At 67.8% G+C, this 20,157-nt stretch carries 21 protein-coding genes; 9 read left to right on the forward strand and 12 right to left on the reverse strand.

Annotated elements, in window-relative coordinates; translation table 11 throughout:
* Positions 1-6 precede the first annotated feature (6 nt).
* Together AC3WTE_RS17650 and AC3WTE_RS17655 are read right to left on the reverse strand one after the other, a co-directional pair.
* The gene (locus AC3WTE_RS17650; protein WP_492439454.1) at positions 7-447 is read right to left on the reverse strand and encodes a SufE family protein; all 441 of its coding nucleotides are present in this window, start codon (positions 445-447) and stop codon (positions 7-9) included.
* On the reverse strand, positions 444-1,346 hold the full coding sequence (locus AC3WTE_RS17655; RefSeq protein WP_492439456.1) for a sulfurtransferase: 903 nt from the start codon (positions 1,344-1,346) through the stop codon (positions 444-446). The genes AC3WTE_RS17650 and AC3WTE_RS17655 overlap by 4 nt, the downstream gene beginning before the upstream one ends.
* 123 nt (positions 1,347-1,469) lie before the next feature.
* Here AC3WTE_RS17655 and AC3WTE_RS17660 point away from each other — a divergent pair, with 123 nt between their 5' ends.
* The 5 genes from AC3WTE_RS17660 to AC3WTE_RS17680 all read left to right on the forward strand — a co-directional run bounded on the left by AC3WTE_RS17660 (position 1,470) and on the right by AC3WTE_RS17680 (position 6,447).
* Positions 1,470-2,813, forward strand: coding sequence for a nucleotide sugar dehydrogenase (locus AC3WTE_RS17660; protein WP_492439458.1), 1,344 nt, complete (start codon positions 1,470-1,472; stop codon positions 2,811-2,813).
* Positions 2,806-3,786: an NAD-dependent epimerase/dehydratase family protein gene (locus tag AC3WTE_RS17665; RefSeq protein WP_492439460.1), complete on the forward strand. Its 981-nt coding sequence runs from the start codon at positions 2,806-2,808 to the stop codon at positions 3,784-3,786. Before AC3WTE_RS17660 ends, AC3WTE_RS17665 begins: the two co-directional genes overlap by 8 nt.
* Positions 3,787-3,804: 18 nt before the next feature.
* Positions 3,805-4,563 carry a DUF4333 domain-containing protein gene (locus AC3WTE_RS17670; RefSeq protein ID WP_492439461.1) on the forward strand — a complete coding sequence of 253 codons (759 nt, stop codon included), beginning with the start codon at positions 3,805-3,807 and terminating at the stop codon, positions 4,561-4,563.
* 97 nt (positions 4,564-4,660) lie between these two features.
* The gene (locus AC3WTE_RS17675) at positions 4,661-6,019 is read left to right on the forward strand and encodes a TIGR01777 family oxidoreductase (RefSeq protein WP_492439463.1); all 1,359 of its coding nucleotides are present in this window, start codon (positions 4,661-4,663) and stop codon (positions 6,017-6,019) included.
* Positions 6,016-6,447, forward strand: a complete 432-nt coding sequence (locus tag AC3WTE_RS17680; RefSeq protein ID WP_492439465.1) for an SRPBCC family protein — start codon at positions 6,016-6,018, stop codon at positions 6,445-6,447. Before AC3WTE_RS17675 ends, AC3WTE_RS17680 begins: the two co-directional genes overlap by 4 nt.
* Here AC3WTE_RS17680 and AC3WTE_RS17685 read toward each other — a convergent pair.
* The 10 genes from AC3WTE_RS17685 to AC3WTE_RS17730 form a co-directional block, all read right to left on the reverse strand.
* Entirely contained in the window at positions 6,436-7,410 is a 975-nt protein-coding gene (locus AC3WTE_RS17685; RefSeq protein WP_492439467.1) for an SDR family NAD(P)-dependent oxidoreductase, read from the reverse strand. The two genes, AC3WTE_RS17680 and AC3WTE_RS17685, sit on opposite strands and share 12 nt — an antisense overlap.
* Positions 7,411-7,415: 5 nt before the next feature.
* The gene (locus AC3WTE_RS17690; RefSeq protein ID WP_492439468.1) at positions 7,416-8,162 is read right to left on the reverse strand and encodes an anti-sigma factor; all 747 of its coding nucleotides are present in this window, start codon (positions 8,160-8,162) and stop codon (positions 7,416-7,418) included.
* Positions 8,155-8,718, reverse strand: coding sequence for an ECF RNA polymerase sigma factor SigK (gene sigK / locus AC3WTE_RS17695; protein ID WP_492439470.1), 564 nt, complete (start codon positions 8,716-8,718; stop codon positions 8,155-8,157). Before sigK ends, AC3WTE_RS17690 begins: the two co-directional genes overlap by 8 nt.
* Before the next feature lie 71 nt (positions 8,719-8,789).
* Positions 8,790-10,079, reverse strand: coding sequence for a class I SAM-dependent methyltransferase (locus tag AC3WTE_RS17700; protein ID WP_492439472.1), 1,290 nt, complete (start codon positions 10,077-10,079; stop codon positions 8,790-8,792).
* Positions 10,076-10,798: a DUF1365 domain-containing protein gene (locus tag AC3WTE_RS17705; protein WP_492439474.1), complete on the reverse strand. Its 723-nt coding sequence runs from the start codon at positions 10,796-10,798 to the stop codon at positions 10,076-10,078. Before AC3WTE_RS17705 ends, AC3WTE_RS17700 begins: the two co-directional genes overlap by 4 nt.
* A complete protein-coding gene (locus AC3WTE_RS17710) occupies positions 10,795-12,108 on the reverse strand; it encodes an NAD(P)/FAD-dependent oxidoreductase (RefSeq protein WP_492439476.1) in 1,314 nt (437 codons plus the stop codon). The genes AC3WTE_RS17705 and AC3WTE_RS17710 overlap by 4 nt, the downstream gene beginning before the upstream one ends.
* Positions 12,109-12,186: 78 nt before the next feature.
* Entirely contained in the window at positions 12,187-12,840 is a 654-nt protein-coding gene (locus tag AC3WTE_RS17715; protein ID WP_492439478.1) for a Maf family protein, read from the reverse strand.
* A complete protein-coding gene (locus AC3WTE_RS17720) occupies positions 12,837-13,118 on the reverse strand; it encodes an acyl-CoA carboxylase subunit epsilon (RefSeq protein ID WP_492439480.1) in 282 nt (93 codons plus the stop codon). Before AC3WTE_RS17720 ends, AC3WTE_RS17715 begins: the two co-directional genes overlap by 4 nt.
* Entirely contained in the window at positions 13,115-14,743 is a 1,629-nt protein-coding gene (locus tag AC3WTE_RS17725; protein ID WP_492439481.1) for an acyl-CoA carboxylase subunit beta, read from the reverse strand. The genes AC3WTE_RS17720 and AC3WTE_RS17725 overlap by 4 nt, the downstream gene beginning before the upstream one ends.
* A gap of 59 nt (positions 14,744-14,802) precedes the next feature.
* Positions 14,803-15,531: a class I SAM-dependent methyltransferase gene (locus AC3WTE_RS17730; protein WP_492439483.1), complete on the reverse strand. Its 729-nt coding sequence runs from the start codon at positions 15,529-15,531 to the stop codon at positions 14,803-14,805.
* Between the two features lie 442 nt (positions 15,532-15,973).
* Between AC3WTE_RS17730 and AC3WTE_RS17735 the strand changes: the two genes are divergently transcribed.
* Genes AC3WTE_RS17735 through AC3WTE_RS17750 form a run of 4 tightly spaced genes read left to right on the forward strand, consistent with a single transcriptional unit; the run spans position 15,974 to position 20,126 of the window.
* On the forward strand, positions 15,974-17,122 hold the full coding sequence (locus AC3WTE_RS17735) for a glycosyltransferase (RefSeq protein WP_492439485.1): 1,149 nt from the start codon (positions 15,974-15,976) through the stop codon (positions 17,120-17,122).
* Complete coding sequence (locus tag AC3WTE_RS17740; RefSeq protein ID WP_492439487.1) at positions 17,122-18,267, forward strand: glycosyltransferase family 4 protein; 1,146 nt, start codon at positions 17,122-17,124, stop codon at positions 18,265-18,267. Before AC3WTE_RS17735 ends, AC3WTE_RS17740 begins: the two co-directional genes overlap by 1 nt.
* Before the next feature lie 54 nt (positions 18,268-18,321).
* Positions 18,322-18,999 (forward strand): acyltransferase, encoded by a 678-nt coding sequence (locus AC3WTE_RS17745; protein WP_170212426.1) that lies wholly within the window; start codon positions 18,322-18,324, stop codon positions 18,997-18,999.
* A complete protein-coding gene (locus AC3WTE_RS17750) occupies positions 18,999-20,126 on the forward strand; it encodes a glycosyltransferase (protein WP_492439489.1) in 1,128 nt (375 codons plus the stop codon). Before AC3WTE_RS17745 ends, AC3WTE_RS17750 begins: the two co-directional genes overlap by 1 nt.
* Positions 20,127-20,157 lie beyond the last annotated feature (31 nt).

The raw sequence follows: 20,157 nt of genomic DNA on the forward strand, positions 1-20,157 counted from the left end.
CGTTCCTCAACGCGGCTCGTACCTCGCCGCTTGATCGTCACGCAGGCGGCGCTTGATGCGCGTCAGCATCGCCGACATGCCCCGCAGGCGCAGCGGGCTGATCAGCTTCGCCAGCCCCAGGTCCGCGTAGAAATCGTCGGGGACCGCCAGGATGTCCGATGCCGGTAGGCCGTCCAGGCCGGCTGCGAGAATCGCCGCGAAGCCCCGGGTGGTCGGTGCCTCGGCCGGCGCACTGAAGTACAGCCGCACGTGCTCGGGGTCCTGCGCGTCGACGTGGAGGAACAGTGGCGACTGGCACTCCGGAACCGGCTCCATCGACGCCTCTTCGAGCGACGGCGGCAGCGGCGGGAGTTCGCCGGCGAACTCCAGCAGCAGTGCCAGCTTGTCCTGCCCCTGGACGTCGGCGAAATCCGACACCACCTCGGCCAGGGCCGCGGGGAGGGTCACGAGGGTGCTTGGGCCGGAGCTGGGCCCGGCTCTTCACCAACAGCCACGGGCACCCGCACCGCGTTGCCCCACTCGGTCCAGGAACCGTCGTAGTTACGCACGGCCGGCAGGCCCAGCAGGTGGGTCAGCACAAACCAGGTGTGGCTGGATCGCTCGCCGATGCGGCAGTAGGCGACGGGCTTGTCGTCGGGAGAGATGAAGCCGTACAGCTCGTCGAGCTCGGCACGGCTGCGGAAGCGCCCGCTGTCGTCGACGGCCTTTGCCCACGGGATGGACCGCGCGGTGGGGATGTGGCCGCCGCGCAGCGCACCCTCTTCCGGGTAGTCGGGCATGTGGGTGCGCTCGCCCGTGTACTCCTGCGGCGAGCGGACGTCGATCAGCGGTTCTTTGCCGAGGATGGCGAGGACGTCATCCTTGTAGGCGCGGATCGGAGCGTCGTTGCGCTCCACCACCGGGTACCCCGAGGTCTGCTTGCTCGGCACGTCGAGCGTGGTGTCGCGGCCGTTGGTGATCCACAGGTCACGGCCGCCGTCGAGCAGCCGGACGTCCGGATGGCCGAACAGGGTGAAGACCCACAGCGCGTAGGCCGCCCACCAGTTGCTCTTGTCGCCGTAGATCACCACGGTGTCGTCGCGGCTGATGCCCTTGCGATCCATCAGGGCGGCGAACTGCGCGCCGTCGATGTAATCGCGGACATGCGGGTCATTGAGGTCGATGTGCCAGTCGATCTTGACCGCACCCGGGATGTGGCCGGTGTCGTACAGCAGGACGTCTTCGTCGGATTCGACGATGGCCAGACCGGGGCGTCCGATGTTGCCTGACAGCCAGTCGGCGGTCACCAAACGATCGGGATGCGCGTAGGTGGCGAAGGCAGGATGTGGGTCAGCAGGCAGCGGCACACTGTGAGCGTACCTAGGCCCGAAATGCGCCGACGACCCGTAAGGTCGAAACTTGTTTGCGCGATAACCGCTGCGGTATGACATCAGGCGTCTCCCACAGGGCTGACCGGAGGGATTGAGGATTTGCCAGAGAAATACGACGTCGGAATCATCGGCCTGGGATATGTGGGGCTGACGCTGGCCACCGTGCTGGCCGAAGCCGGAAACTCGGTCATCGGAATCGAGACCCGTCAGGAATTGGTCGATATGACCAATCAGGGTTTGCCGCACTTCACCGAGACCGGCCTGCCCGATGCCCTCGAGGGCGTCACCCGATTCGGAAAACTGAAGGCCGTCACCGCGTTTGACGACAGCTTCTCCTGCGACACCTACATCATCACCGTCGGCACGCCGTTGTCGCCCGACGGTGTGGCCCGCGTCGACATGATCGAGGCCGCGGCCCGTGACATCGCCGGAAACATGGAGGACGGCGCGCTGGTCATCCTGCGTTCGACGGTGAAGGTCGGCACCACCCGCGACGTGGTGGCGCCGATGCTGGCCGCCAGTGGCAAGACCTTCGACATCGCGATGTGCCCCGAGCGCACCCTGGAAGGCAAGGCGCTGCAGGAACTGCGCGAGTTGCCGCAGATCGTCGGTGCCGACGATCCGGCGGTCGCCGACCGCGCCGCCGCGGTCTTCCGCAAGCTCACCAGCTCGATCGTGCTGGTCTCCGATATCGAGACCGCGGAGATCATCAAATTGGTGAGCAACACGTTCCGCGACGTCCAGTTCGCCTTCGCCAACGAAGTCGCCCGGATTTGCGACGCCTTCGGCGTCAGCGCCTACGAGGTGATCTCGGCGGGCAAGCTCGGCTACAACCGCACCAACATCCCGCTGCCGGGTCTGGTGGGCGGGCCGTGCCTGGAGAAGGACCCGCACATCCTGATGGAGAGCGTGCGCGAACGCGGCGTCACCCTCGACATCACCGCCGCCGGCCGCCTGGTCAACGAACGCCAGCCCGCCGAGACGGTGCGCTTCATCAGCAGCGAGATCGCCCGGCGCAAGCTGGGCGCCGACGGCCGGCTGCGGATCAACCTGCTGGGCATGGCATTCAAGGGCCAGCCGGAGACCAGCGACCTGCGCGGGTCGATGTCCATCAAGGTCTTCAATGAGTTGAAGGCCGCGCACCCGGACGCCGAGATCGGGATCTACGACCCCGTCACGCCGAACGACGTGCTGGCCGAAGCGTTCCCGGGACACAAGGTCTACAACCGGTTCGGTGACGCGGTGAGCGGCGCGGACGTCGTGGTTCTCGGCAACAACCACCCGTCGCTGGGCACCATCTCGCCGCGCACCATCAGCGAGTTCATCAGCCCCGACGGTTTCGTCTTCGACTACTGGAACCACTACAGCCATCTGCCGGCCACCGAACTGGGCGACAACTACTTCGCCGTGGGCCGCAGCGGAAAGGTCGCCGAGCGTGTCTAAGCGGGTTGTTGTCACCGGAGGCGGCGGATTCATCGGCGCCTACCTGGTCAAGCGACTGGTCCGGGAGGGCTGGCAGGTCGCGGTCGTGGACTCCATGGTCCGCGGCGATGCCAGCCGGTTCGCCGAAGTCGCCTCGGACGTCGAACTCTTCACGTGCGACGTCCGCGATCAGGACGCCCTCGAGAAGGCGTTCACCGGCGCCGAGGTCGTCATGCACCTGGCGGCCATCAACGGCACCGAGAACTTTTACAAGCAACCGGAACTGGTGCTCGACGTCGGTCTGCGCGGCGCCCTCGCGGTGACCAACGCCGGCCGCGCCGCGGGGGTGCCCGACCTCATCGTCGCCTCGACCGCCGAGGTCTACCAGACGCCCGCGATCATCCCCACACCCGAGACCATCCCGTTGATGCTGCCCGACAGCCTCAACCCGCGGTACTCCTACGGCGGCGGCAAGATCGTCAGCGAGCTGATCGCCTTCAACTACGGGCAGGAGCACTACCGGCAGGTGCAGGTCTTCCGGCCGCACAACGTCTTCGGGCCCAACATGGGGTGGAAGCACGTCGAGCCGCAGTTCATCCTGCGGGCGCTGGGCTGTCAGGAGGCCGGTGACCCGGTGTTCCCGATCCAGGGCGACGGCAGCGAGACGCGCTCGTTCTGCTACGTCGACGACATCGTCCAGGGCATCCTGACGATGTACGAAAAGGGCGGGCACCGCGAGGTTTACCACATCGGCAGCGACGAGGAACTGAGTGTCCGGGAGCTGGCGATGCGGATCGGCCGTGCCGTCGGGGTCGAACTCGAGATCAAGCCCGGCGAGTTGCAGGCCGGTGGCACGCCGCGCCGGTGCCCGGACATCTCGAAGATGCGCGCACTGGGCTGGTCGCCGCAGGTGGGGCTGGACGAGGGGCTGGCGCGCACCGTCGCGTGGTACCGCGAGCACCGAAATGACGTGCCCGCAAATGACTTGATGTAGCCAGGCACAATAGCGGCTATGAGGGCGCGCATCCTGGCACTGGTGGTCATCGCTGGACTGCTGGTGACCGGGCTCGCGGCGCTGGTCTACAGCCTCACCCGCCCGGACTCCGAGCCCGCCTCGGCCAAGTCGTCGGCGCAGCTGCCGATGGTGGACAAGGCATCTCTGGAGCGCGCCATCCACGATGCCTTCACCAGCCAGCCGCCGCAGGCGGTGATCTGCGAGCGCGGCCTCATCGCCCGGGTCGGGCAGAGCACGCGCTGCGACGTCACCATGTCACCCGCCTACGGGATCCAGCCGACCATCACCGTGTCGGCGGTCGACGGCGGCAAGGTCAGCTATTCGATGACGCCGGCCGTCTCCAAGACCCAGCTGGAGGCGGCGGTGGCGGACATGGTGACCCGGGCACGCAAGTCCGCTCCCGACTCCGTGGTGTGCCTGTCGGGACTCGAGGGCAAGCAGGGTGCGGTGGCACTGTGCGACATCACCGACGACGGGTTCACCAGCCGCCGCACCGCTCTGGTGAGCGAAGTGTCCGGGCTCGCAATGAATTACGGCCTGACACCCGTACTGGAGAAGTCCGTTGCCGAGAGCTCGCTCGCGGCGCAACTGGGCCAGAGCGCGGGCGCCGTGAAATGCGCCGGAGACGTGGACAGCAAGGTCGGGGCGACCCAGAAGTGCACTGCGGTTGTCGGCGGAAACAGCCGCGACTACACGCTGACGGTCACGGCCGTCGCCGACGGCAAGGTGTCGTTCAGCTACAAGCCGGTGAACTGAGCCACCGTTTCCGAACCTCCTTCGTGGGTACCCCAGACCCATCCGCCGGCCGGTTGGCTCCGAATCCCACCTGAGGCCGATTCGACTCGGAGGTTGCATGGGAATCGAATACAGCAGTGTGGTCGACGCGCCGCGCGACGACGTGTTCGCCTGGCATGCGCCGCCGGGGGCCATCCACCGGTTGCTGCCGCCATGGCAGCCGATGACCGTGGTCTCCGAAGCGGCATCGCTGGCTGACGGGCGCGCCGTCCTCGGGTTGCCCGGCGGATTGCGCTGGAGCGCTCAACACAATCCCGCCGACTACGCGCCGCCCGCCCGCTTCGTCGACGAACTGGGCCGGGACGGGTTGCGTTCGCTGCCAACTGCTTTGGTCGGCCATTGGCGGCACGAACACTGCTTCGACGCCGTCGGCGCCGGGCGTACCCGAGTCACCGATCGCGTCGATACGCCGGTGCCCGGGCAGCTGCTGGAGCCGACCTTCCGGTACCGGCATCGTCAGCTGAGCGACGATCTGGCCACCCATCGGTGGGCGCGAGAACACGGCGGGCGACCCGGCGCTGTGGCGGTCAGCGGGGCATCGGGACTGATCGGCACCGCCCTCAGCGCCTTCCTGTCCACCGGCGGCTACCGGGTGATCCGGCTGGTGCGCCGCGAACCACGCGACGACACCGAACGCCGGTGGGACCCCGAGTCACCCGCCGACGACCTGCTCGACGGGATCGACGCCGTGGTGCACCTGGCTGGGGCGTCGATCGCGGGGCGGTTCACCGCCGCACACAAGAAAGCGGTGCGCGACAGCAGGATCGAGCCGACCCGACGGCTGGCCGAGTGCGCCGCACGAGCGACGGACGGACCGGCGGTCTTCGTCAGCGCCTCGGCGATCGGCTGGTACGGCGATGACCGCGCCGACGAGCACCTCGACGAATCGGCGCAACCGGGCGACGGGTTCCTGGCCGATGTCGTCGCCGGCTGGGAGGCGGCGACGGCGCCGGCAGCCGCCGCCGGACTGCGAGTGGTCAACGTACGCACCGGGATCGTGCAGACCCCGCGCGGCGGCACGCTACAACTGATGCGGCCGCTGTTCGCCGCCGGTCTGGGCGGCCCCCTGGGCAGCGGACAGCAGTGGCTGTCCTGGATCGACATCGACGATCTGATCGATGTGTATCACCGCGCGCTGGTCGACACGGCGCTGTCCGGTCCTGTCAATGCGGTTGCGCCACACCCGGTCCGCAATACCGACTACACGCGAACCCTGGCCGCAGTGCTGCGCCGTCCGGCCGTGCTCCCCGTGCCCGCAGCGGGCCCCGCACTGCTGCTCGGCCGGCAGGGCGCCCGCGAACTGGCCATGGCCAGCCAGCGGGTGGTGCCCGGCCGGCTCATCGCGGCCGGCCATCGGTTCCGGCGACCCGATCTCGACCAGTGCCTGCGCCACCAGCTGGGGAAGGCAGTCCGATGATCGACGCGCAGCGACAGGTGGTGGTCGACGCGCCGGCGGCCGCCGTGTTCGCGTACCTGGCGGACTTCGCCACCACGACGCAATGGGACCCCGGCACAGTGCGCACCGAACGCATCGCCGGTGACGGCGGCGTGGGCACCCGCTACCTCAACACGTCCCGATTCGCCGGCCGCACGTCGGAGATCACCTACGAAGTGACCAGCGTGACGCCCGGACAGTCGATCGAACTGCGCGGGGTCAATCAGTATCTGGTCGCGCGCGACACCATCACCGTGGCCCCACACGCAGACGGCACCCAGGTCACCTACCGCATCCGGTTCGCGTTCCAGGGCTGGCTGCGGTGGATCGAACCGCTGCTGCAACTCGCGGTGGCGCACCTTCTCGACAACGGGGCGCGCGGCCTGCGCCGCGAACTCTCACGAATCTGATTCTGCGACAGGTCCGCCCAACCCGATGGCGGCAGCGCAGTACTGCCACACCCGCTGGACGTCGGCGTCGTCGTCATGGGCGGTGGGCAGATAGTGCGTGGGACGGATCCGGCGGTCGTGCCAGAACTGTCCTGACTTCGGCGGCGGCTCCGTCGCAGTCAGCCAGACCGCGGTGTCGGCGGCCTGCTCGGATGTCCGCAGGATCGGACGCGTCACGCGACGGAACCCGGGCAGCGACTGAGCGACGCCGGGGGTGTCGGCCCAGCCGGGATGCATGGCGGCCACCATCAGAGCGGGCCAGCGCTGCGCCAGCACCGGGGTCAACGCGACCTGGATGCGCTTGCTGCGCGCGTAGGCCGTGGCACCGCGGTAGTGCCCGTGCCGGTATTCGATGTCATCGACCGGAAGCGCCTGGGTGTACATGCCGCCGGAGGACATCAGAACGACCCGAGGGTGCGACGCGGCGGTCAGCGCCGGCAGCAGGAGCTCGGTCAGCAAGACCGGCCCCAGGACGTGCGTGGCCAGCGAAAGCTCGTGCCCTTCAGCGCTTTCCGTACGGTGCTCGGGCATGACGCCGGCGTTGTGGATGACGGCGTCCAGCCGCGGGCGCCGGGCCAGCAGGTCCGCGGCGAACGACCGGACCGCGGCCAGGTTCGACACGTCGCACACCTCGACCGAGACGTCGGCGGCCGGCGCGACGGTGAGCACATGGTGCCGGGCGGCCTCGCCGCGGGCGCGGTCACGCACCGTCATCAGCACGGTCGCGCCGAGCGCCGCCAGTTCGGTGGCAATGGCCTTGCCGATACCCGAATTCGCCCCGGTGACCATCACCGTCCGGCCGGCGAGCGCGCCGGCCGGCAGCGCGGGCGTCCGCCACAACCGTTGCCGCACAGCCAGACCCAGGCGGGAATACCCGAGTACCACGGTGCGGTCGAGGAGTTCGTCGAAGAAGTCGTCGATCATCATCGTCAGGTCAGGGAGACGACCACGACGGGCGTGCTGGTCGGCTGGGCGGATCCGGATCCCGGCTCGACCGTCACGGCCACCTTGGCGGCCGAGTTCAGGGCCGGCACCACCTCGCCGCCGGGCGGTGGCATGGTGTCCGCGCTCATGGTGCCGGCGGACCGCGGTGCTCCCGACGCCGGGATGAACCACATCTGGTAAACGTGACCTGCCGGTGGCGCCGGCACATTCGCCATGGCCACCACTACGGCGTTCGCCTGTTGGGACGCGCTGAGGGTGATGGTGCCGCCGGCGACGTCCGCGGAGAAGGTCCGGGTGTCGGGGTTGGCCAGCACCTGCGAGACCGTGGGCTGCGCCGGCTGATTCGTGAAGCGCTCGACGACCACGGTCGAGCCGATGACGATCGCGCAGACCGCCGCGGCGGCCCCCGCGATCCGGACGATCATCCGGCGTCGCCGGCTGCGCCTGAGCGCCAGTTCATCTGAACCGCGCTCCGGCGACTGGATGCCGATGGCCTGCAGGATGCGCGCGCGCAGTTCGGTCGGCGGCGTCATGGCGTCACCCGCGGTGAGCAACGCCATGGTCTCCTGGGTGTCGCCGACGATCCGCGCGAACGCGTGCGCGGTGTGCGGCGCGGCGACGCCCAGGCGGCCGGCGATGTCCGAGCGTTCGGCTTCGGACACCGCGTCGAGCGCATATACATACGCCAGATCGAGCAATTGCTGTTCGTCCTCGGTATAGCTGTCAGGCATCGGTGCCCACCCCCAAGCAGTTCTTCAGGCGGATCAGGCCGTCCCGGATACGGGCCTTGATGGTGGGGAGCGTGACGTCGAGGTGCTCGGCGACCTCCCGGTAGGTGTGGCCGCTGTAGTACGCCAGGCCGATGGCTTCCCGCTGAACAGCGGTCAAGCCACCGAGGCAGTCGGTGACCTCTTGTTCGTCGAGTCGCTGCCCCACCTCGTCGGCGACGGTGTCGTGTTCGCGGCCCAGGCTCGAGGCACCGTAGGCATGGTTGCGGTCGGCGGCCGACTGCTCGGAGCGGACCCGATCGATGCTGCGGCGATGCGTCAAGGTCATCAGCCAGCCGATCGGACTGGCCAGCGCCGGGTCGTATTGCCGCGCCGCCGAGGACCACACCTGGAGGAACACCTCCTGCACCACGTCCTCGGCCAGGGTCTTGTTACGCACGACGCGATAGGCCAGCCCGAACACCCGTGCCGACGTCAGGTCGTAGAACTCAGCGAAGGCCGCGCGGTCGCCATCGGCGATCGCCGTCAGGAGCGCTGCGCGGTCCGGCTCCCCCCTCATCCGGGAATCGTCGCATGGCTGCGCGGGAATCGGGTCCATCTGACGCAACCCGTCGGATCCGGACGGCCTGCTCAAGATCGGGCCTTCGGCTGCAGGACGAGCTGGTGCAGGTCCAGGTAGCCCGAGGCGAAGCCGGCCTCGGAGTAGGCGAGGTAGAAGCGCCACATCCGGCGGAAGATGCGGTCGAAGCCCAGTGCGTCAGCGCCCGCGCTGTTCGCGGTGAATCGCTGCAGCCACAGTCTCAGGGTGTGGGCGTAATGCGGTCCGAACGAATGGCGGTCGGTGATGTGCAGTGTGGTGTGCGCTGCGACCGAGCGTTCGATGAGCTTGACCGAAGGGAGGAACCCGCCCGGGAAGATGTATTTGTGCACCCAGGTGTAGGTGTCGCGGGAAGCCAGCATGCGCTTGTGCGGCATGGTGATCAGCTGCAGGCCGACCCGTCCGTCGACATCGAGGAGACGGTCGAGCGTTTGCAGATAGGCGGGTAGGTAGCGATACCCGACGGCCTCGATCATCTCGACGGAGATGATCGCGTCGTATCGGCCGGTGATGTCGCGGTAATCGCACAGCTCGACGGTGATCCGGTCCGACAGCCCAGCCGCGGCGATGCGCTCCCGGGCCAGCAGCTGCTGCTCGCGCGACAGGGTGACGGTGTGTACGTGCGCGCCGCGCTGCGCGGCGCGGATCGCCAATTCGCCCCAGCCGGTACCGATTTCGAGCAGGCGCGTGCCGAAGCCGACGCCGGTGGCATCCAGCAGCCGGTCGATCTTGCGGTGCTGGGCGGCCGCGAGGTCACGCCAGGCCGGTGGCGGGTCGAGCGTGTCGAACAGCGCGCACGAGTAGGTCATCGTGGGGTCGAGGAACATGCTGAAGAACTCGTTGGACAGGTCGTAGTGATGCGCGATGTTCGCGCGGGTGTCCGCGTGCGCCCCGCGGTGGTTGCGCGGGGTCTTCGGCAGCAGAACAGAGCGCAGTCCCTGGAACATGGCCGGCACGACGGTGTCGATGCGGGACGCCAGCGCGGTGAGTACGGCGGTGAGTTCTGGTGCGGACCAGTCACCCACCATGTATGCCTCGCCGAAGCCGATCAGACCACTGTGCGCGATCCGGCCGAAGAAATCATCGGGTCGGTGCAACAACATTCGCGGTGCGGCCGGGTCGGCCGCACCGGCGGCCCCCTGCACGGTGCCATCCGGGTATTCCACCCGCACCGGTAGGTCCCGTACGGCGGCCCGGAACAGCGCCCGGGTAATGGGTGTGCCCAGCCTGGTGCGCAAACCGCTTGGCACGTGGGCGATATCGGTCCACCGGGCCGGCAGGAACGGATCGTACGCGGCACCGTCGTGCAGTTGATTCGTCATAGAGCGGCCTCCTGGGGGCGGGGGTGCAGTGGCAGTCCGCGCGCCCACAGGCGCACGCCTTGCCAGCGGATGCGTGCTGAGACCAGCAACGGCGCCAGCGGCGCTGCCAGTGCGGTGGTCAGGACGGTTGCGGGGCGCGCCGGGTGGATCGACCCGGCCCAGGTGGCGGTCAGCACGACCCCACCGGACGCGTCGAGCAGGGTGACCGCCACGCCGAGCCGGTCCCGCGTCGGTTCGGGAACACGCAGGACGTATCGGCCACCGACCGGGTTGAAGGGGGAAACGTAGAACTCCTTCGGCACCGTCACCTCGCCGCGACGATCGGCGCGCAGCAGGTAGCGGTGCCGCCCACCGTAGGTGTTGTGTACCTCGGCGATGACACAGACCAGCGCGCCGCCGGCGTCGTGGCACCAATAGAGGGTCAGCGGATTGAACACGAAGCCGAAGACTCTGGCATTGGCCAACATTCGGATGCGGCCGCCGCCGAGGTCGATGCCGTGTTCGTCGAGATAGGAGCCGACGTTCTCGCGCAGCGTGCGGCGCGGATTGCCGAGATGGTCGGCGGCGTGAAACCCGGCCAACGGCCGCAGCAGGCGGGGCAGCCGGGGCACGTCGTCGAGGTCGACCAGCCAGCTGTAGCTGCGATAGGTGAACGCGTGCCGCACCGGAACCGTCCGGACGTGGTGGATGGTGGTTCGCACGATCTGTGGTGGGCTCATGCCACATGCCCCGCCGGGTGGGCCAATGGCGGCACCGCACCGCTCCAACTGCCGCCGAGTCGTTCCGCCGCGGCTACACCGGACACGGCGCCGTCCTCGTGGAAACCCCATCCGTGATATGCGCCGGCGAACGCCAGGCGGTGATCACCGAGCGTGTGCAGGCGCTGTTGCGCCGCGCGGAACTCGGGCGAGTACTGAGGGTGGTCATAGAGCATGGTGGCGATGACCCGGCTCGGGTCGACCCGGCCTGCGCCGCCCAGCGTCACAACGAACTGCCGATCGGTGCTCCCGTCGAGTCGCTGTAGCCGGTTGAGGTCATAACTCACCAGGACCTCGTCCGCCTGGACGGCGCAGGACGGCATCCGATAGTTCCACGACGCACGGGCGCCATGACGCCGCGGCAGCAGTGACGTATCGCTGTGCAGCACAGTGTGGTTGATCGAGTACCGCAGTGCGCCGAGTACCTCGATCTCGTCGGCCGTCGGCTGGTCCAGGATCGAAAGGGCCTGATTCGGATGGGTCGCGATGACTGCCGCATCGAACTGCTCGACCCGGTCCGCGTCGTCACGGACCGTCACCCCGTCCGTGGTTCGGGTGACGCTGCGCACCGGCACCCCGAGGCGTACCGACGGCAACCGCGCGGTGATCGCTTCGACGTACCGCGCAGAGCCCCCCGTCACCGTCCGCCAGGTCGGTGAACCGAAGACCGTCAACATCCCGTGGTGGTCGAGGAACGCCAGCAGGTAACCGACCGGATAGTCGAGTGCGACATCCGGGGGACACGACCAAACCGCGGCGACCAACGGCACCATGAAGTGCGTGACGAAGTAGTCGGAAAACCTTGCCGTGGTGAGGAATTCGCCGAGGGTTTGACTCTCCGCCACGCCGCGCGCGAGTTCGGCGCGAGCGAGCCGGTGAAAGCGCGTCACCTCGGCGAGCAGCCGCAGATAACGCGGGGACAGCACGGAACCCGGCGTGGCGAAGAGGCCGGCCAGTCCTTTCGCGCCGGCGTACTCCAGACCGCACCCTTCGCAGCAGACCGACATCGACATGTCGGATTCCTGCGTGCGGACACCGAGTTCGGCGAACAGCCGGAGCAAGGTGGGATACGTCCGGTCGTTGTGCACGATGAAGCCGGAGTCGACGCCGACGACGTCGGTGCTGCCGCGACGGGCCGCCAGCTCATGTGTGTGGGCGTGCCCACCGCATCGCGGTTGCGCCTCGAACAGGGTGACTTCCGTGTCGCGCGCGAGCACCCAGGCTGCGGTGAGCCCCGATATGCCGCTTCCGACCACTGCGATTCGCCGCACCGTGCCGTCCTTCCTGGTTGATCACCAGGAGTTCGGCGCGGTCGGTCGTGCGGATGGGTGGATTCGGCGAAAAATCGATCAGCGCGTGGCAGCGCCGGGTGTGGGCCGGTTCGCGGCCCACAGCTCGGCGACGGACACTCCGAGCTGGGCCAGCATCCGGCGCAGCAGCGGCAGGCTCAGCCCGATCACGTTGGACGGGTCACCATCGATGCCGTCGATGAACCAGCTGCCCAGGCCGTCGAGAGTGAACGCGCCGGCTACCCACAGGGGTTCGCCGGTAGCGAGGTAGGCGTCCAGGTCTGTCGGGCTGGGCTCGCCGAAATGCACTGTGGTGGAACCGAGCTCGGTGACCGCGGCGGTGACGCCGCCGTCGCCCAGGCGCAACACGCAGTGGCCGGTGTGCAGGACGGCGCTGCGGCCGGCCATCGAATGCCATTGCCGCCGGGCGGCATCGGGGGAGCCTGGCTTGCCGGTCAGCCGGCCGTCGAACTCGAGCATCGAGTCACAGCCGATCACCACACAGTCCGCCGACAGGTTCGCATCGAGTGCTTCGGCGACCCGCTGCGCCTTGGCGGTCGCCAGGGCCTGCACGACGTCACCGGGGCCGGCGTCGCCGAGAGACGCGATGATCGCGTCCTCGTCGACATCGGATACCAGCACGACCGGTTCGACCCCGGCCTTGCGCAGCACGCTGAGCCGGCCCGACGACGCCGAGCCGAGGACGAGCCTCATCGACGGATGAAAGTACGCTCCACCAACGTCACCAGCTGCCAGCTGGTGTACGCGTACCGCAGCTTGGAGACCGGGTGGCCCCAGTCGTTGCGGTCGCCGCTGTCGGGGCCGGCACCGCTGCCGGAGGCGCTGGCCAGCACCGTCACCAGAGCCGCGAGCTCCTCGTCGGACGGGTTGCCCTTGACTACCTCGAACAGCGGCGCGACTGGCGGTTCCACCGCTTGGGTTTCGGACATGTTGTCGGCGCTCACCACAGCCGAATCGTTCGCCCCGCTCACAGGGGGATGTTCCCGTGCTTCTTCGGCGGCGTCTGCACGATCTTGCGCTCCAGCAGACGCAGCGAGTTGGCGATGTAGCCGCGGGTGTGCGACGGCGGGATGACCGCGTCGACGTAGCCGCGCTCGGCCGCGACGTACGGGTTCACCAACGTGTCCTCGTACTCCTGCTGCAGCTGCAGGCGCAGGGCGTCGACATCCTCGCCGCTGGCTGCGGCGGCCTTGAGCTCGGAGCGGTAGACGAACCCGACGGCGCCGGAGGCACCCATGACGGCGATCTGGGCCGTCGGCCAGGCCAGGTTGACGTCGCAACCCATGTCCTTGGAGCCCATGACGCAGTACGCGCCGCCGTAGGCCTTACGGGTGATGACGGTGATCTTGGCGACGGTGGCCTCACCGTAGGCGTACAGCAGCTTGGCGCCGCGGCGGATGATGCCGTTGTACTCCTGCTCGGTGCCCGGCAGGAAGCCCGGGACGTCCACCAGCATGATGATCGGGATGTTGAAGGCGTCGCAGGTACGGATGAACCGCGCGGCCTTCTCCGAGGCGTTGATGTCCAGGCAGCCGGCGAACTGCGTCGGCTGGTTGGCCACGACGCCGACGGGACGGCCGTCGATGCGGCCGAAGCCGATGACGATGTTCTGCGCGTAGCCCTGCTGGATCTCGAGGAACTCGTCGTCGTCGAGGATGCGCGAGATGACCTCGTGCATGTCGTAGGGCTGGTTCGGCGAATCCGGGATCAGCGTGTCGAGCTCGAGGTCCTCGTCGGTGAGGTTGTCCTCGATGGCGCCCGGGTGCGGCGGCGCGGGGAAGCGCGGCGGCTCGGCGTAGTTGTTCGGGGGCAGGTAGCTCAGCAGATCGCGGACGTAGTCCAGGGCGTCCTGCTCGCCGGAGGCGACGTAGTGCACGGTGCCGGACTTGGCCTCATGGGTGTGGGCGCCGCCCAGCTCCTCCATGGTGACCTCTTCGCCGGTGACGGTCTTGATGACGTCCGGGCCGGTGATGAACATCTGGCTGGTCTGGTCGACCATGACGATGAAGTCGGTGAGCGCGGGGGAGTACACGTGGCCACCGGCGGCCGCACCCATGATGAGCGAAATCTGCGGGATGACACCCGAAGCCAGGATGTTGTTGCGGAAGATGCGGCTGTACAGGCCGAGCGAGACCACGCCCTCCTGGATGCGGGCGCCGGCGCCGTCGTTGATGCCGATCAGCGGGCGGCCGGTCTTGATGGCCAGCTCCTGGACCTTGACGATCTTTTCGCCATAGACCTCGCCGAGGCTGCCGCCGAACACGGTGGCGTCCTGGCTGAAGATGCAGACCTCGCGGCCGTCGATGGTGCCGTAGCCGGTCACCACACCGTCGCCGAGCGGGTGCTTGTCACCCAGGCCGAAGTTGGTGCTGCGGTGCTTGGCCAGCGCGTCGAGTTCGACGAACGAACCCTCGTCCAGCAGCGCCAGGATGCGCTCGCGGGCGGTGAGCTTGCCCTTCTGGTGGACTTTCTCCACGGCGGCCTCGCCGACGGGGTGCAGGGTCTCTTCGGTCCGCCTACGCAGGTCTTCCAGCTTGCCCGCGGTGGTGTGGATGTCGATCGCCTTGTCCACCGGTGGCTCGGTCACGCTCGTCATGGCGACGATGTTAACGGTTCTCTAAGAAAGTTGTGAAGGTGGGGTGCTCACTCGGCGGGTCACGCCGGTTTGCGCAGGACGACTGCCGCGAAACTGGTGAGTGCCGGGACCGGGTGCTTGATAAGGAAGCGGCTCTTGGCGCGTTCGAGTGCGTCGAGCGGTGGCAGCACGCGGTAGTACCCGTGGCCATAGGCGCCGGACCAGGATTCGACCTGGAAACCCACGCTTTCGTAACGCTTGATGGCCTTCCGGGTGGGGCCGGTGGTCCAGCGGTAGTAGGCCGGGAACTTCTCGTGGTGCGGGTTCTGCAACCGCCCGGGCTGCAGCTTGCTGATCACGGTGCGCGCCGCCTGCTCGGGGATGAGCAGGTTCACCACGAACGGGAACGCGAACAGCGTCGGGAAGAAATGCACCGAAAGTCCGCCTGGGCGAAGGAGTTTGAAGCAATTCTCGTGGAACGTGCGGGCGTCGGGCAGGTGCTCGCAGAGCATCTTGGAGAACACCAGGTCGTACGCGTTCAGTTCGTCGTCGATCGGTTTGCAGAGATCGGCGACGCGGGTGTGCACGCGGCTGTTGGCCTTGGCCAGTTCGGTGGCCGAGATGTCGATGACGACGCGCTCGTCGGCGAAGCCCCAGTCGTCGCTGCCGATGATCGGGTTGGCGCCACCACCGAGCTCGGCGACGGCCTTGACGCCTTCGCGCTCGGCCAACGAGCGGACGGACTCGTCGTAGCCCTGCCACAGGGTGTCCAGGTCCGTGTAGTCGACGTCCACGTGTGTACCGGTCATCTGCGCACCGTTCATAGATTTTCCGCCCCCGCGACTCGCGCGTCCTGCGTCAGCAGTTTGCTGGTAGGCCAATATACACTTCGCGCGCAGGTCCCGCCCGTAACTCGTGTTGAACACCGTTCAGTCGGTGGCATTTGCTGAGCACGCCCTGAGTGCGGCCGCGCCGCTGCGTTCGGTGCGTCAGGGGTAATGCCTGGTCGAAGCCGCGCGGCCCAGGTTGTACCGGCGGAGCGCCGGTCGACAAAGGCGGACCCATGGTATCGGATCGCGCTTAGCTGCGGCGCCGCGTGCGTACCGACGGCAGTAGGTCCTGCGCAGGCGCGATGCATTTAGCTTGTCAATTGCGTAAGTTTGCGGTTCGATATGCGTGCCCGTTATTTGCGGGCAGCTGACTTCACGACCGCGAGACGATCAACAGATCGGCGCAAGGGGATATTCAACAGTGCATTCGACGCGCAAGTACGACGGAACGGACGGGCCCAAGGTGGCCATCGCCCACGACTATCTGACCCAGTTCGGCGGCGCGGAAAAAGTTGTCCTTTCCATGACCAAGGCGTTCCCGGACGCCCCGCTCTACACCATGCTCTACGACCCTGAGCTGACTTATCCGGAGTTTGCCGACCTCGACATCCGGGTTTCCGCGCTGAACAAGGTCGGCCTGGCCCGCAAGTATCACCGGGCCGCGCTTCCGATCTACCCACGGGTCGCCGAGTCGATGTACGTCGACGCCGACATCGTGCTGGCCAGCTGCAGTGGGTGGTCACACGGTTTCCGGACGAACGGCAAGAAACTCATCTACTGCTACAACCCGGCGCGCTGGCTGTACCAGACCGAGGCCTACCTCGGGGACCACGCGAACCCGATCAAGCGCCTCGGCCTCAAGCTCACCAAGAAGCGCTTGCTGGACTGGGACCGCCGGCAGGCCCTCGCGGCCGACAAGTACCTCGCGATCTCGACGATGATCAGCGGCTACGTCAAGAAGGCCTACGACATCGACGCCGAGGTCATGTTCGCCCCCGTGGCGATGTCGCGGTCGTACGCGGTCGAACCCGTCGACGAGCTCGAGGACAAGGTCGACCTCAGCGATCCCGACGGCAGCTTCTACCTGGTCGTGTGCCGGCTGCTGCCGTACAAGAACGTCGACGTCATCGTGCGGGCGTTCGCGGGGAGTGACCGGCAACTGGTGGTCGTCGGCAACGGACCCGAGGCCGAGCGCCTGCGGTCGATGAAGACCGACAACGTGACCATGCTCCACAACCTCACCGACGGTCAGATGGCCTGGCTCTACAAGAACTGCCGCGCGCTGATGTCGTCGAGTTTCGAGGACTACGGCCTGACCCCGATCGAGGCGGGCGTGTGGGGCCGGCCGAGTGTCGCGTTGCGCTTCGGCGGCTTCCTCGACACCATCGACGAGGGCACCACCGGCCTGTACTTCGATGAACCGCAACCGGATTCGGTGCGCGAAGCGCTGGACCGATTCGAGTCGACGGCATGGGACCAGGAGAAGATCAAGCACCACGTCTCCCAGTTCACCGAGGACGCATTCAGCGCTCGACTGCATGAAGCGGTCGACAAGCTGGCCGGGTACTGATGGCGCCAGAAGCGACCCCGGGTACCACGCTGAAGGACTACCGCCTGGTGTACGTCGGTCCGGCGGACCACGAGACCGCGGTGGGCGACTATGCCGAGAACCTGACCCGCGCGCTGCGGCCGCACGTCGGCGAGTTGGTCGAGCATCGCACGTTGGGCCCGGGTTCGGACAGCGCGCTGGAGGTCCTGCGGCATCGCCGGGCGGTGGCCGAGCTGGTTGCCGCCGGCCCGCCGGGCCGGGTGTTGGTGCATGCGGAGTTGGCGGCGGGCGCGGTGTCGGCGTTCTGGTCCATCGCGGGGTTGCGTGGGGTACCGGTGACCGCGACGGTTCATGATCCGCCGCAGGGCATCTGGTGGCCGGGGCGCACGCGGTTCGTGGCACGGCACAAGCTGGTGATGCACGGCTTGCACTATCCGTTGCGTCCGGTGTCGCGGATGCTCGAGGGCATGGTCAACGGCGATCGGACGCTGTTCGCGCTGAGCCAGATCGGCGCGCAGTCCATCCGCGACACGTATCCCAACACGGATGTGGCGTACGCCCCCTATCTCGTCTGTGAGCGGCCGAGGATCCGCCCCGTGATCGAGCGGCCGAAGGCGGTCGGTTTCTTCGGACATGTATATCGCGGCAAGGGTTTTGAACAGATCGCGCGCATTCGCCGGGAGTTGCCCGACGACATCGTGATTCGCGTGGCGGGCCGGGGGACCGAGGCGTTGCCGGGCGGTCCGGGCGTGGAGATCGTCGGCGCGGTCGACGGAGCGGCCGAGGATGCGTTCTTCGATTCGGTGCGGGCCGTGGTGATTCCGTACGGCAAGCGGCATTTCTACGCCGAGACCTATCCCGCGTCGTCGGTCGCGGCGCATGCCATGGCCTACCGCACACCGGTGGTGTGTACGGACTACGGCTCGCTCGCCGAATTCGGCACCGAGACCGGCGCGGTCGTCGTCCCCATGGACACCGACGACCCGACGGCGTTGCCCGCCGGATTCTCCGCGGCCATCAAAGCACTGCTGGGCGACGAGGCCCGGCTCAAGGAACTCGAGGCGAACGCCGACCGGACGCGTCAGGAACGCTCTCCGGAGAACGTCGCCGCTGCCTACGCGGCAAAGTGGTCCGAGATGCTGACGCGCCAGGGCCGGCTGCGCTGACGGGGCCGAAACACTGTGGTTAACTCGGAATCCGGGACGACGGGAGCGAACAACGTGATTGGCGAGCCGGCAACGGCAGACCCGGAAGACGTGGCACGCAAGAAGGCGGCCGCACCGACATTGAAATTGCCGCCGGAGCCGGAATGGGAGCTCGGCGAAGACGGCCGCGTCACCTATTACAAGATGCAGAAGATGGGTGTTCGCCGGAAGGCGCGCAACCGCATTGGTGAGCTGCTGTTCAACATGTTCATCACGCACATCCCGTCGCACACCATCCGCCAGGGCTTCCTGCGGCTGTTCGGCGCCACCATCGGTGAGTGGTCGACCATCATGCGCGGCACCACGATCCTGGACATCGAGTTCCTGACCATCGGCAACGGCACGACCATCGGCTTCCGCTGCCTGCTCGACGCGCGGGCCGGCCTGTGGATCGGCGACAACGTCACCATCGCCAGCGATGTGCACCTGCTCGGCGGTGGCCACGACATCAACCACCCCGACTTCCTGCCCATCCCGATCCCGACGGTCGTCGAGGACTACGTCTGGATCGCCAGCCGGGCGATGGTGCTGCCGGCTCTCATCGGCCGCGGCGCCGTGGTCGCCGCGCAGGCGCTGGTGGTCAAAGACGTGGCCCCGCTCGATGTCGTCGGCGGCAATCCCGCCAAGGTGTTCGCCAAGAGAAATCCGGATGCATTGGGCTACAGCGCAAAATACCGGCCCTTGTTCTGCTGATGCCGGTCGATCTGCGCGAGTACCGGTTGGTCTACATCGGGCCGGCCGAAGGCCAGACGGCGGTTGGCGACTACGCGGAAAACTTTGCCAAGGCCGTACAGCCCCTGTTCGGTGAGGTCGTGCAACGTCGCACCCTGGGCCCGGGCGCCGAGACGGTCGCCCAGGTGCGGGAGCATCGTCGGGCGGTGGCCGAGCTGGTTGCCGCCGGCCCGCCGGGCCGGGTGTTGGTGCATGCGGAGTTGGCGGCGGGCGCGGTTTCGGCGTTCTGGTCCATCGCGGGGTTGCGCGGGGTGCCGGTGGCGGCGACGGTTCATGATCCGCCGCAGGGTATTTGGTGGCCGGCGCGGACGCGGTTCGTGGCACGACATCGGCTGGTGATGCACGGGTTGCACTACCCGTTGCGTCCGGTGTCGAGGATGATCGAGGGCGTCGTCAACGGCGACCGGACCATGGTCGCGCTGAGCCAGGTCGGCGCGGACTCCATCAAAGCCACCTATCCCGACACCAACGTCGCCTACGTGCCGCACATCGTCTCCGAGCGGCCGCAACTGCGTCCGCTGATCGAGCGGCCGAAGGCGGTCGGATTCTTCGGACACGTGTATCGCGGCAAGGGTTTCGAGCAGATCGCCCGGATTCGCCGGGCGCTGCCCGACGACGTCGTGATCCGGGTGGCGGGCCGGGGGACCGAGGCGCTGACGGGCGGCCCAGGGGTCGAGATCGTCGGCCCGGTCGACGGGGCAGCCGAGGATGCGTTCTTCGATTCGGTGCGGGCCGTGGTGATTCCGTACGGCAAGCGGCATTTCTACGCCGAGACCTACCCCGCGTCCGGCTCGGTGGCCCACTCGATGGCGTACCGGACGCCGGTGGTGTGCACCGACTACGGCGCATTGGCCGAACTGGACGAGCGCGCCGGCGCCCTCGTGGTCCGCATCGGTGACAAGAACGCCGACCAGGTGGCGGCCTCGTTGGCCAAGGCCATCGTCTCCCTCGTCGACGACGACCAGCGGCTGGCCGAGTTCGGCCGGCACGTCGAGGCGTACCGCGAGGCCTGCTCCGGGCCGCGCACGGCCGAGGCATTCGGCCGGGTGTGGACCGACATGTTGTCCCGATCAGCTGTGAGCGTGTGACCTGACTGCACCCGAAGCGCCCACTCGCAAT

Source organism: Mycobacterium sp. FW102-FHT13B02 (assembly GCF_058790275.1).